Raw genomic sequence first — 11,999 nt, forward strand, 5'->3', positions numbered from 1 at the left:
GCGTCCGCGCGCCCGTGCAGCGGCGGCGGTTTCTGCTACTGCCCTTCACCGCCGTGGTCGCGGGCTGCGGGCCGCCGAACATGGGCGCCTGGGCGCCGGACGAGGTCGTGGCGCGCGCGGCATACGCCAGCGACGCGCCGCCGATGGTCCGGCTCTACACCATGGTCAGCAACCGGACCGGCGCCGGCGCGCACACGAGCCTGCTGATCAACGCCTCGCAGCAGGTGATCTTCGACCCCGCCGGCAACGTCGAGCATCCGGACGTGCCCGAGCGCAACGATGTCCTCTTCGGCGTCACGCCGGAATTCGAGCGCGTCTACCGCAGCGCTCACGCGCGCGAGACCTATCATGTCGTCGTGCAGACGAAGATCGTCTCGCCCGAGGTGGCGGAGATGGCGCTGCGCAAGGTGCAGGCGGCCGGCCCGGTGCAGCCCGCGCGCTGCACTCTGGTGACGGCGCGCCTCCTCTCCGAGCTTCCGGGCTTCGAAAGCCTCCGCCCCGTCTGGTTCCCGAAGCGGCTGATGGAGGACTTCGAGCGCCTGCCGGGCGTCGAGACGGAGAAGCTCGTCGAATACGACGACCCGGACAAGTTCGAGGCGATCATGTCCTACGACGGCCCGGAGACCGGCAGCCGCCCCTGATCAGACGAGCCAGAGCCCGAGGCCGAGCGTCGCCGCACCGGCGCCGATCGACAGGAGCACGTTCTTCGTCGCCACGCCGAGGCCGAGCGTCACCCCCGCCGCGGCGAGGCGCGCGGGCTCGGGCGTGCCGCCCGTGGCCGAGGGCCAGAGCACCATCGGCGCCACCAGCCCGGGCAGCACCGCGACCGCCGTGTAGCGCAGGTGCCGCAGGAGCCAGGCAGGCAGGGCGCGGTCGCCCACGAGCCCGAGAAACACGAAGCGCAGCCCGAAACTGCCGAGCCCGAGGCCGAGGATCACGAGCCAGAGCTCGCCCGTTTCGATCGCCGCGTCGCCGGTCATTGGGCGCGCGCCTTGCGTCGCTCCACCCAGACCTCGGTCTGCGCGCCGGCGGTCATCGCGGCGAGCGCGGCCAGGATCAGCCCGAGATTGTAGGGCAGGAAGGCGAGGCCGAGCGCCAGCGCGACCGAGACGCCCGCGGCCACCACATGCGCGAGCGTGCGCAGCATCGGCGCGATCAGCGCGAGGAAGGTGATCGGCACCGCGAAATCGAGCGGCACGCCCGCCGGGATCGCCGTGCCCACCAGCGCGCCGACGACCGTCATGATGTACCAGAGCGGGCAGATCGGCGCGACGGTGCCCCAGAAATAGGCGAGCTTATCGGAGAGCGACATGCGGTCGCGCTCGTATTTCACGGCGCCGAGGGCATAAGTCTGATCGACGAGGAAATAGGCCACGAGCGCGCGCTGCCAGAGCGGCGCCTGGCCCAAGTGCGGCGTGAGCGAGGCCGAGTACATCGCCATGCGCAGGTTCACCGCCAGCGCCGAGGCGAGCACGATCGCCGTCGGCGCATTCTCGGTGAGAAGCTGGAGCGCCGCGAACTGCGACGCGCCCGCGATCACCACGACCGAGAAGCTCAGCGCCTCGAGCACGTTCAGCCCCGCCTCGGTCGCCACCACGCCGAAGAGCAGCGCGAAGGGCGAGACCACGAGCGTGAAGGGCAGCGCGTCGCGCACCCCTTGCATGAAGGCGCCGCGCGGGGAAGATGTCGCCATGCGATGGCTCCTGACAGACCCGGCCCCCGGCCATAGACCCGCCGCAGCGCGGATGCAAACCGGGCCGGCGCCCGCGTGAAGGTCGTGGGCGTGATCCTCGCCGGCGGCCGCGCGCGGCGCATGGGAGGCGGCGACAAGGCGCTCGCCGAGCTCGCGGGCCGGCCGCTCGCCGTGCATGTGGCCGCGCGGCTCTCGGGCCATGTCGCGGCGCTCGCGCTCAACGCGAACGGCGATCCGGCGCGCTTCGCCGCGCTGGGCCTGCCGGTGCTGCCCGATCCCCTGCCGGGGCGGCCCGGGCCGCTCGCCGGGGTGCTCGCCGCGCTCGACTGGGCGGCGGGGCAGGGGGCGGCGGCCGCGGTGACGGCGCCGGCGGACACCCCCTTCCTGCCGCCCGATCTGGTGCCCCGTCTCCGCGACGCATCAGGCGAGGGCGCGCGCCCGGCGCTCGCCGCGGGCCCCGCGGGCGGGCTGCACCCGCTCTGCGCGCTCTGGCCCGTGCGCCTCGCCCCGGCGCTGCGCGTCGCGCTCGACCGCGGCGCGGCGAAGGTGCGCGATTTCGCCGCCGGTCAGGGGGCGGCGACGGTCGCCTTCGCGTCGGAGGCGGCCTTCTTCAACGTGAACACGCCCGAGGATCTCGCCGCCGCGCGGGCGGAGCTGGCGGCGCGATGACGATCGACACCGCGCTCAGGGTGGACGGGTCCGGCGGCCCCGACCGCGGGCCGCGCCCCGAGACGGACGCGATCCGGGCCTCGCGCCACGGCTCAGGGCGTCGCGCCGCCGAGGCCTGGATCGCCGCCCGGCTGGAGGAAGAGATCGCCGCCGGCCGCCGCTTGCACGCAGCCGGGCGAGATCCGCGCCGCGGCGGTGGCGCGGGTTGCGACGCGGGACCGCGCCGCCTAGATCCCTCCTGTCACTGGAAGGATCGCCGATGAACATCTCCAAGGCCGCCGGGGCGGCGGGGCTGCCGGTCAAAACCGTGCGCTACTACGCCGACATCGGGCTCGTCGCGCCCGCCGGGCGCACCGCCTCGGGCTACCGCGACTACGACGACGCGGCGGTGCGCAAGCTCGCCTTCGTGCGCCGCGCGCGGGAGTTCGGCTTCACCATCGAGGAATGCCGCGACCTTCTGGGTCTCTACGAGGACCGCGGCCGGTCGAGCGCGGACGTCAAGCGCATCGCCGCCAAGCGCCTTGAGGAGATCGAGGCCAAGCAGCGCGCGTTGCAGGCGCTGCACGACGAGCTCTCGGAACTCGTCTGCGCCTGTCACGGCGACGATCGTCCCGATTGTCCGATCCTCGATCACCTCGGCTGAGGACCGCGATTTTTCGTACGAAAAATCGCGAGCCGACGCGCGCGGGGCGGGGAGAATTTTCGTACGAAAATTCTCCGGCGCTCAGTCGAAGGTGCCGGTGGCGCGGCCGAGCACCATGAAGGCGCGGGCGGTGCGCGTGTCCGCGAAGGCGGCGATTTCCGCGTCGCTCGCCGTTTCCGCGAATTCGGCGAAGCGCTGGTCGAACAGGCGCAGGAAATGATGCGTGGCGTCGCGGAAGATCGGGTCCTGCCGCATCCGGTCCGCGGCGAGCGCGAGGGCGTCGCGGTCGTGCACGCCGCCGAGCGCGGCGACGGCGCGGCCGCGTTCCCCGGCGGCGAAGCGGCGCCAGAGGTCGGGGTGCGCGCGGTCAGGGGCGAGGTCGTCCATGTAGAGCCCCTCCTGGCTGAGCAGGGTGAGCACGTCCTGCGCGGCGGTCACGAACTGTGCCGTACGCCGGTCGCGCAGCGCCCGGCGCAGCGCCGCGAAGCCGGCCCGGTCCTCGGCCGTCTCGGGGAAGTTGAGCGCGCGGATGAAATCCTCCGCCCCGAGGGTGCGCGCCGGCGTGTCCTCGGCGCCGAGGGCGAGGCTCGGCTGCGCCTCGGCCGGCGGCGCCTCGGCCCGGGGCGTCTCGGCGTGGGGCGTCTCAGGGGGCGCCTGTCGCGCGGGCTCCGGCGCCGCCTGCCGCGCCTCGGCAAGGGCCGCGATGGCGGCCTGCGTCGCGCGCTGCGCCGCCGCGATCTCTTCGAGCGTCCGGGCGAGCGCGGGGTCCGCGGCGCCCTGCGTGTCCCGCGGGGGCGTCTGGCTCTCGCGGATCGTCTCGATCGCGGCGCGCAGGCGGCGGCTTTCGTCGCCCGTCGCCCGGGCGGCGCGCGCGGCCATCGCCGCCACCCAGATCAGGCCGACCGGCACCGCCAGGGCGAGCGCCGTGAGGGCGCCGCCGTGGGCCGCCGTCCCGTCGCCGGCCAGAAACAGCGCCGCGCCGGCGAGCAGGAGCCAGGCGAGGCTCAGCCCGGCCGCGGCGCGCGTTTCCGGGCCGGTGGCCTCGGGCGGGTCGTGACGGTCGAGCGGGGTGCGGCCCGGTCCGCGTGGGTCGGCCATGCGCCCGCCCTCACACGTACTGGATCGAGAGGATCTCGTAGCTCTTCTCGCCGCCGGGCGTGCGCACCTCGACGCTGTCGCCCGCCTCCTTGCCGATGAGCGCGCGGGCGATGGGCGACTTGATGTTCAGGAGGCCCTTCTCGACGTCGGCCTCGTACTCGCCGACGATCTGCCAGGTCTTCTCCTCGTCGGTGTCCTCGTCGACGAGCGTGACCGTGGCGCCGAACTTCACCGCGCCGGAGAGCGTCGCCGGGTCGATCACCTCGGCGAGGCCGAGCACGCCCTCGAGCTCCTTGATGCGGCCCTCGATGAAGCTCTGCTTCTCGCGGGCCGAGTGATACTCGGCGTTTTCGCTCAGGTCGCCGTGCTCGCGCGCCTCGGCGATCGCGCGGATGATCGCCGGGCGCTCCTCGGACTTGAGGTGCTTCAATTCGGCTTCCAGCGCGGCGTGGCCCGCGCGGGTCATCGGAATCTTGTCCATGGGCCTCTACTTCGGGCAAAAGGGCCGGGCGCGGCGGGTGGCGGCGCGGGCGCTCTCGCCCGTGCCTCGGCCCGAGACTGCCCCGAGCGGCGCGGGACATGCAAGGGGGCGCGGCGGAGGAATGCCGGCGTCCCGCGCGCCCGGTCGCGGCCCGCGGGCGACGGGGCGGCGAAGGGGCGCGGCACCGTTTCGCACCCGTGACGCCCGGTTGCGATTGACCTTCCGTGACGGCACGGGCTAGCACCACGCGACACCATACGCGAACAGGGCAAACGGGGAGTGCGCCGCATGGCCGAGGTGACGCGCGAGTCGATGGAATACGACGTCGTGATCGTGGGAGCGGGGCCCGCCGGGCTCTCGGCCGCGATCCGTCTGAAGGAGGTCGACCCGGCGCTCGAGGTCGTCGTGCTCGAGAAGGGCTCGGAGGTGGGCGCGCACATCCTCTCGGGGGCCGTGCTCGATCCGGTCGGCCTGAACACGCTCTTTCCCGACTGGAAGGACCGCGGCGCGCCGGTGACGACCGAGGTCTCGCAGGACAACTTCTACCTGCTCGGTGAGGGCGGGCGGCTGCGCATCCCCAACTGGCCGATGCCGCCGCTGATGGACAATCACCGAAACTACATCGTCTCGATGGGCAACGTCTGCCGCTGGCTCGCCGAACAGGCGGAGGAACTCGGCGTCGAGATCTTCCCCGGCATGGCCTGCTCCGAGATCGTCTGGGGCGAGCAGGGCGAGATCCGCGGCGTCGTCGCGGGCGAGTTCGGCCTGCAGGCCGACGGCACGCCCGGCCCCGCCTACGAGCCGGGCATGGAGCTGCACGGCAAATACGTCTTCCTCGCCGAGGGCGTGCGGGGCTCGCTCTCGAAGGAGGTGATCGCACGCCACGATCTCTCGAAGGGGCGCGAGCCGCAGAAGTTCGGCCTCGGCATGAAGGAGGTCTGGGAGATCGACCCGGAGCGTCACAACGAGGGCGAGGTCACGCACACCATGGGCTGGCCGCTGGGCAGGAACGCGGGCGGCGGCGGCTTCATCTACCACGCCGGCGGCAACCAGCTCTACCTCGGCTTCGTGGTGCACCTGAACTACGCGAACCCTTACGTCTATCCCTACATGGAGTTCCAGCGCTTCAAGCACCATCCGATGGTGAAGCGCCTTCTCGAGGGCGGCAAGCGCATCGCCTACGGCGGCCGCGCGATCAGCGAGGGCGGCTATCAGTCGATGCCGAAGATGGTCGCGCCCGGCGCGGCGCTGCTCGGCTGTTCGGTCGGCATGGTCAATGTGCCGCGCATCAAGGGCAACCACAACGCCATGCTCTCGGGCATCGCCGCGGCGGAGGCCGCGGCCGAGGCGCTGGCCGCCGGCCGGGCGCAGGACGAGCTCTCCGACTACGAGGACCGCGTGCGCACCGGCGAGATCGGGCGCGACCTGAACCGCGTGCGCAACGTCAAGCCGCTCTGGTCGAAATACGGGCTCGTGGGCGGGCTCGGCCTCGGCGGGCTGGACATGTGGACCAACACGCTCGGCTTCTCGATGTTCGGCACGGTCGGCCACGGCAAGACCGACGCGGAGGCGACCGAGCCGGCCGCGAAGCACACGCCGATCGACTACCCCAAGCCCGACGGCAAGATCAGCTTCGACCGGCTGACCAACGTCAGCTACGCCATGACGAACCACGAGGAGAGCCAGCCGGCGCACCTGAAGCTCAAGGACCCGGAGTTGCCGGTGCAGGTGAACCTGCCGGAGTACGCGGGCCCCTCGGCGCGCTACTGCCCGGCGGGCGTCTACGAATTCGTCAAGGACGACGCGGGCGAGGACAAGTTCGTCATCAACTTCCAGAACTGCGTCCACTGCAAGACCTGCGACATCAAGGACCCGAAGCAGAACATCGTCTGGACCACGCCGCAGGGCGGCGACGGGCCGAACTACCCGGGCATGTGAGGGCGGCCGATCGCCGCCCGGGGGCGGCCTGCATGGACAAGCGGGGGGCGTCGCCTTAGGCTTTTCGCCGGACCCGGACGGGAGGCAGCCCCCTTGCGCGCATCTTTCCTGAAAGCCCTCGCTGCGGCGGCCGCGCTCGCCGCGCCCCTGCCCGCAATCGCGGAGCCGGTGCCGGCGGGCGCCTATCTCGCCGCGCGGCAGGCGCAGTATCAGTCGGATTTCCTGTCGGCGGCGCGCTTCTACACCCGCGCGCTGGCGCATGACCCCGGCAACCGCCAGCTGATGGAGGCGGCGACGGTGGCCTATCTCGCCCTCGGGCAGGTGGACCGCGCCGCGCCGGTCGCGCGCCGCCTCACCGGCGGCGACGGGGCGACGAAGGTCGCCAACATGGCGCTCATCGCGCACTACGGCGCCGCAGAGAATTATGAGCGCGTGCTCGACCTCGTGGGCGAGGGGCGCGGCGTCGGCATCCTCGTGGACGGCCTTGTGCAGGGCTGGGCCGAGGTCGGCCGGGGCGACATCGACGCGGCGGTGGCCGCCTTCGACGCCATGGGCGAGGAGCGCGGCCTCATGGGCTTCGCGCTCTACCACAAGGCGCTGGCGCTGGCGTCGGCGGGCGATTTCGCGGGCGCCGAGGCGATCTATTCCTCCGAGGTCGCGGGCGCGATGCAGATGACCCGGCGCGGCGTCATCGCCCGCATCGAGGTGCTGAGCCAGCTCGGCCGCAACGACGACGCCATCGCCCTGCTCGAGGAGAGCTTCGGCGCCGATCTCGACCCGGAGCTGCGCGGCCTCCGCGCCCGGCTCGCGGCAGGGGAGACGCTGCCCTTCCACCTGCGCGGCGCGCGCGACGGTCTGGCGGAGGTCTTCTACACCATCGCCGGCGCGCTGCGCGGAGAGGCGAACGACGACTTCACCCTGCTCTACACCCGCGTCGCCGGGCACCTGCGGCCCGGACACGTCGACGCCGTGCTGATGGCGGCGGAACTCCTCGAGGATCTCGGCCAGTACGAGCTCGCCACCGAGGCCTACAAGAGCGTGCCGCGCGACCATCCCTCCCATCAGGCGGCCGAGATCGGGCGCGCGCAGGCGCTGCGCCAGGCGGGCAAGCCCGACGCGGCGATCGAGGTGCTGGAGCAGCTCTCGGGGCGCTACGGCGACTACCCGGCGGTGCACTCGGCGCTCGGCGACATGCTGCGCGCGCTCGAACGCTACGATGCGGCGGCTGAGGCCTACGACCGCGCGATCGCGCTCTACGACGGCGCGCCGAGCGACGCGGCGTGGTTCCTCTACTACGCGCGCGGCATCGCGCACGAGCGGCTGGACGAATGGCCGGCCGCCGAGGCCGATTTCCGGCAGGCGCTGGAGCTCAACCCCGACCAGCCGCAGGTGCTGAACTATCTCGGCTATTCCCTCGTCGAGAAGCAGGAGAAGCTGGAGGAGGCGCTCGAGATGATCGAGCGCGCCGTCGAGGCGCGGCCCGATTCGGGCTACATCGTGGACAGCCTCGGCTGGGCGCTCTACCGCCTCGGCCGCTACGAGGAGGCGGTGGGCCACATGGAGCGCGCCGCCGAGCTTCTGCCGGTCGATCCCATCGTCAACGACCACCTCGGCGACGTGTACTGGGCCGTCGGACGCCGGACCGAGGCGCGCTTTCAGTGGAACCGCGCGCTTTCCTTCGATCCGGAGCAAGAGGAGGCCGAGCGCATCCGCCGCAAGCTGGAGGTCGGGCTCGACGCCGTGCTCGCCGAGGAAGGCGCGGAGCCGCTCGCAGTGGCCGGCGATGACGCCCGCTGAGGCCCGCGCGCCGGCCAAGGTCAACCTCGCGCTGCACGTCACGGGCCGCCGGGCCGACGGCTACCACACGCTCGACTCGCTCGTCGTCTTCGCCGACGCGGCCGACGTGGTGCTCGTGCGCCCGGCCGAGACGCCCTCGCTGCGCGTGACCGGCCCACGGGCCGAGGGCGTGCCGACCGACGCCTCCAACCTCGTGATGCGCGCCGCCGCGGCGATGGGCGTCGCCGCCGCGATCGAGCTCGAGAAGCACCTGCCCGCCGCCGGCGGCATCGGCGGCGGCTCCTCCGACGCCGCGGCGACGCTGCGCGCGCTCGCCGCGATGACCGGGCGCGCGCCGCCCGCTGATCTCGCCGCGCTCGGCGCGGACGTGCCGGTCTGCATGGCGCCGGGGCCGGCGCGGATGCGCGGCATCGGGGAGGTGGTGGAGCCGCTCGCCACTCTCCCGGCGCTCGACGCCGTGCTCGTGAACCCGGGCGTCGCCGTGCCCACGCCGCAGGTCTTCGCCCGCCTCGCCCGGCGCGAGAACCCGCCGCTGCCCGATCCGCTGCCCGCCTTGGCCGATGCGCTCGCGCTCACCGACTGGCTCGCCGCGCAGCGCAACGACCTCGAGCCGCCGGCGCGCGCCCTCGCGCCCGGGATCGACGCGGCGCTCGGCGCGCTGGCCGGGGCGCCCGGCTGCCGCCTCGCGCGGATGTCGGGCTCGGGCGCGACGTGCTTCGGCCTCTTCCCCGACGCGGCCGCGGCGGCGCGCGCCGCGCAGGCGCTCGCGCGGCCGGGCTGGTGGGTGCGCGCCGTGCGCCTCGGCGCTCAGTAGCGCCGCCGCACCCGCGCGCGGGCGGCGACGGGCCGTTTCTTCTGACGCTCGCGCAGAAAGACGAAGAGCCCCGCGCCCCCGATCAGCGCGATCCCGGTCCAGACCGGGCCGCTCGGCCATTCGCCGAAGACGAGCCAGCCCCAGAGCACCGCGAGCGGCAGCGCGACGTATTCGAAGGGCGCCACCGTCGCCACGTCCGCCGCCCGATAGGCCGCCGAGAGCGAATAGCCGATCACCGCCGAACACCCCCCGAGCGCGAGGAAGAGCCAGAGGTCGCTCCCCTCCGGCCAGACCCAGGCGCGCAGGAGAAAGACGAGGCTTTCGTTCTCCACGCCTTCGGCGAAGCGCCCATCGCCGGCGACGAGGAAGAAGCCCCCGGCCACCACGAGAAAGGTGCCCTGGATGTAGATCGCCATGGCCGAGGCCTTGGCCGTCACGCCGAGCTTGCGCGTCAGAAGCTGCATCATCGCGTAGGTCAGCGCCGCCAGCACCGGCAGCGCCAGCACCACGCGCGGCACGTCGAGCGCCCCCTGCCACGGGCGCAGCATCACGAGGACGCCGGCGAAGCCCGCCACCACCGCGCCCAGCCGCCAGCGCCCCACGCGCTCGCCCAGAAGCGGGATCGACAGAACGGTGATGAAGAGCGGCGCGGCGAAGAAGAGCGCCGTCGCCTCCGCCAGCGGCAGCACGGCGAGCGCGGCGAAGAGGCTCATGTTCGCCACCACGACGAGCCCGCCGCGCAACAGGTGCAGCGCCGGGCGATCCACCCGCAGGAGCGCGAGCCCGCCCTCCAGCCGCAGGAACAGGAAGCTGAAGCAGAGCCCGATGCAGGAACGCACGAAGACCATCTGGTGCAGCGGATAGCCCCGCGACAGCAGCTTGATCAGCATGTCGTTGATCGAGATCGCCAGCATCCCCAGCAGGATGAACCCGATCCCGCGGGCGGCGTCGTTCATCGCGGCGGGGCCGTCGGAGGGGGTCACGGCGCGCACTCCTTTCGCCCCCTCGCTAGCACCGGGGGCTCTCCCGCGCCAGTCCGCGGCGCCCTTGTTCCCCCGGGGGCGCAGACTACACTCGGCCCGGTCAGCGAAAGAGGCCCCATGTCCCCCATTCTCGAGATCGCGGATCTGCGCAAGACCTTCCCGGGCGGCGTCGAGGCGCTCTCCGGCGTCTCGCTCGAAGTCCGGGAGGGCGAGATCCTCGCGCTCCTCGGCCCGAACGGCGCCGGCAAGACCACGCTCATCTCGACGGTCTGCGGCCTCACCGAGCCGAGCGGCGGCACCGTGCGCGTCGCCGGCCACGACATCCAGCGCGACTTCCGCGCGGCGCGCGCCCTGATCGGCCTCGTCCCTCAGGAGATCGCGCTCGAACCCTTTCAGCGGGTCTGGGACGGCGTGCGTTTCTCGCGCGGGCTCTTCGGCCTGCCGCGCGACGACGCGCATCTCGAAAGCGTCCTGCGCCAGCTCTCCCTCTGGGAGAAGCGCGCCGCGCAGACGCGGGAACTTTCCGGCGGCATGAAACGGCGCGTGATGATCGCCAAGGCGCTCGCCCACGAGCCGCGGGTGCTCTTCCTCGACGAGCCGACGGCGGGCGTCGACGTGGAACTCCGCCGCGGCATGTGGGAGGTGGTCGAGCGGCTGAAAGCGGAAGGCGTCACCATCATCCTGACCACCCATTACCTTGAGGAGGCCGAGGCGCTCGCCGACCGCGTCGGCGTCGTCAACCGCGGCGAGCTCCTGCTCGTGGAGGAGACCGGCGCGCTGATGGACCGGATGGGCCGCAAGGAGCTCGTGATCGAGCTGCAGGAGCCCCTCGACGCGGTGCCCGCCGCGCTCGCGGACTACGGGCTGGAGCTCGCCGAGGGCGGCGCGGCGCTCGTCTACACCTATGACCGGCGCTCCGAGCGCACCGGCATCACCCGCCTGCTCGCCGACCTGCAGGCCGCGGGCCTCGCGCTGCGCGATCTCTCCACGCGGCAGTCCAGCCTCGAGGAGATCTTCGTCGGCCTCGTACAGGAGGACGTGGCATGAACGCGGGCGCGATCTGGGCGATCTACCGCTACGAGATGGGGCGCTTCTTCCGCACGCTGGCGCAGAGCTTCATCTCGCCCGTCATCTCCACCTCGCTCTACTTCGTCGTCTTCGGCGCCGCCATCGGGAGCCGCATCGACGAGGTCGGCGGCGTGAGCTACGGCGCCTTCATCGTGCCGGGGCTCATCATGCTCACCGTGATGACCCAGGCGATCACCAACGCGAGTTTCGGCATCTACTTCCCGAAGTTCATCGGCACCATCTACGAGGTGCTCTCGGCGCCGGTGAGCTTCCTCGAGGTGGTGGTGGGCTACGTCGGCGCCGCGGCGACCAAGGCGCTCTTCATCGGCGTGGTCATCATGGTCACGGCGAGCTTCTTCGTGGACCTGCGCATCGCGCATCCGCTGCCCATGGCGCTCTTTCTCGTGCTGACCTGCGTGAGCTTCGCGCTCATGGGCTTCATCATCGGCATCTGGGCGAAGAACTTCGAACAGCTCCAGCTGGTGCCGCTGCTGATCGTCACGCCGCTCGTCTTCCTCGGCGGCTCCTTCTACTCGATCTCCATGCTGCCGCAGGCGTGGCAGACGATCGCGCTCTTCAACCCGGTGGTCTACCTCGTCTCGGGCTTCCGCTGGTCCTTCTACGGCATGGCCGACGTGCCCGTGGCGGTCAGCCTCGTGGTCATCGCGGGCTTCCTCGCGCTCTGCCTCGCAGCGGTCTGGTGGATCTTCCGCACCGGCTGGCGCATCCGCGCCTGAGCCCGGCCCCATCATCTTGGCCCAAATACTCCGGGGGCGTGGGGGCAGCGCCCCCACACGCACGAAGTGCCAGAGAGT

14 protein-coding genes are annotated in these 11,999 nt (G+C 72.4%); 9 read left to right on the forward strand and 5 right to left on the reverse strand.

What is annotated here, in order from left to right; all coding sequences use genetic code 11:
* Positions 1–14 precede the first annotated feature (14 nt).
* Positions 15–641, forward strand: coding sequence for a hypothetical protein (locus tag DRV84_RS05255; RefSeq protein ID WP_239994989.1), 627 nt, complete (start codon positions 15–17; stop codon positions 639–641).
* Here the strand turns inward: DRV84_RS05255 and DRV84_RS05260 are convergent, their stop codons facing one another.
* Positions 642–980, reverse strand: coding sequence for an AzlD domain-containing protein (locus DRV84_RS05260; RefSeq protein ID WP_115978829.1), 339 nt, complete (start codon positions 978–980; stop codon positions 642–644).
* Positions 977–1,693, reverse strand: coding sequence for an AzlC family ABC transporter permease (locus DRV84_RS05265; protein ID WP_115978830.1), 717 nt, complete (start codon positions 1,691–1,693; stop codon positions 977–979). Before DRV84_RS05265 ends, DRV84_RS05260 begins: the two co-directional genes overlap by 4 nt.
* 75 nt (positions 1,694–1,768) lie before the next feature.
* Between DRV84_RS05265 and mobA the strand changes: the two genes are divergently transcribed.
* Genes mobA through cueR form a run of 3 tightly spaced genes read left to right on the forward strand, consistent with a single transcriptional unit; the run spans position 1,769 to position 3,005 of the window.
* Positions 1,769–2,362, forward strand: coding sequence for a molybdenum cofactor guanylyltransferase MobA (gene mobA, locus DRV84_RS05270; protein WP_115978831.1), 594 nt, complete (start codon positions 1,769–1,771; stop codon positions 2,360–2,362).
* Positions 2,359–2,625, forward strand: coding sequence for a hypothetical protein (locus DRV84_RS15410; RefSeq protein ID WP_147298834.1), 267 nt, complete (start codon positions 2,359–2,361; stop codon positions 2,623–2,625). The genes mobA and DRV84_RS15410 overlap by 4 nt, the downstream gene beginning before the upstream one ends.
* Positions 2,622–3,005, forward strand: a complete 384-nt coding sequence (gene cueR, locus DRV84_RS05275; RefSeq protein ID WP_115978832.1) for a Cu(I)-responsive transcriptional regulator — start codon at positions 2,622–2,624, stop codon at positions 3,003–3,005. The genes DRV84_RS15410 and cueR overlap by 4 nt, the downstream gene beginning before the upstream one ends.
* A gap of 81 nt (positions 3,006–3,086) precedes the next feature.
* On the opposite strand, the gene DRV84_RS05280 is transcribed toward cueR, so the two are convergent.
* Positions 3,087–4,103, reverse strand: a complete 1,017-nt coding sequence (locus DRV84_RS05280) for a hypothetical protein (protein ID WP_115978833.1) — start codon at positions 4,101–4,103, stop codon at positions 3,087–3,089.
* A 10-nt stretch (positions 4,104–4,113) separates the two neighbouring features.
* On the reverse strand, positions 4,114–4,584 hold the full coding sequence (gene greA / locus DRV84_RS05285; protein WP_115978834.1) for a transcription elongation factor GreA: 471 nt from the start codon (positions 4,582–4,584) through the stop codon (positions 4,114–4,116).
* A 288-nt stretch (positions 4,585–4,872) separates the two neighbouring features.
* Here greA and DRV84_RS05290 point away from each other — a divergent pair, with 288 nt between their 5' ends.
* From DRV84_RS05290 to DRV84_RS05300, 3 genes are all read left to right on the forward strand, one after another.
* Entirely contained in the window at positions 4,873–6,522 is a 1,650-nt protein-coding gene (locus DRV84_RS05290; RefSeq protein ID WP_115978835.1) for an electron transfer flavoprotein-ubiquinone oxidoreductase, read from the forward strand.
* Positions 6,523–6,615: 93 nt separating this feature from the next.
* Positions 6,616–8,319, forward strand: a complete 1,704-nt coding sequence (locus DRV84_RS05295) for a tetratricopeptide repeat protein (protein ID WP_115978836.1) — start codon at positions 6,616–6,618, stop codon at positions 8,317–8,319.
* Positions 8,306–9,133, forward strand: coding sequence for a 4-(cytidine 5'-diphospho)-2-C-methyl-D-erythritol kinase (locus tag DRV84_RS05300; RefSeq protein ID WP_115978837.1), 828 nt, complete (start codon positions 8,306–8,308; stop codon positions 9,131–9,133). Before DRV84_RS05295 ends, DRV84_RS05300 begins: the two co-directional genes overlap by 14 nt.
* Here DRV84_RS05300 and DRV84_RS05305 read toward each other — a convergent pair.
* The gene (locus DRV84_RS05305) at positions 9,127–10,089 is read right to left on the reverse strand and encodes a DMT family transporter (protein WP_115978938.1); all 963 of its coding nucleotides are present in this window, start codon (positions 10,087–10,089) and stop codon (positions 9,127–9,129) included. The genes DRV84_RS05300 and DRV84_RS05305 overlap by 7 nt on opposite strands.
* 144 nt (positions 10,090–10,233) lie before the next feature.
* Between DRV84_RS05305 and DRV84_RS05310 the strand changes: the two genes are divergently transcribed.
* Positions 10,234–11,163, forward strand: a complete 930-nt coding sequence (locus tag DRV84_RS05310; RefSeq protein ID WP_115978838.1) for an ABC transporter ATP-binding protein — start codon at positions 10,234–10,236, stop codon at positions 11,161–11,163.
* Positions 11,160–11,921, forward strand: a complete 762-nt coding sequence (locus DRV84_RS05315) for an ABC transporter permease (RefSeq protein ID WP_115978839.1) — start codon at positions 11,160–11,162, stop codon at positions 11,919–11,921. The genes DRV84_RS05310 and DRV84_RS05315 overlap by 4 nt, the downstream gene beginning before the upstream one ends.
* Positions 11,922–11,999 lie beyond the last annotated feature (78 nt).

The sequence above is a fragment of the Rhodosalinus sediminis genome, assembly GCF_003385555.1.
GTDB lineage: Bacteria > Pseudomonadota > Alphaproteobacteria > Rhodobacterales > Rhodobacteraceae > Rhodosalinus > Rhodosalinus sediminis.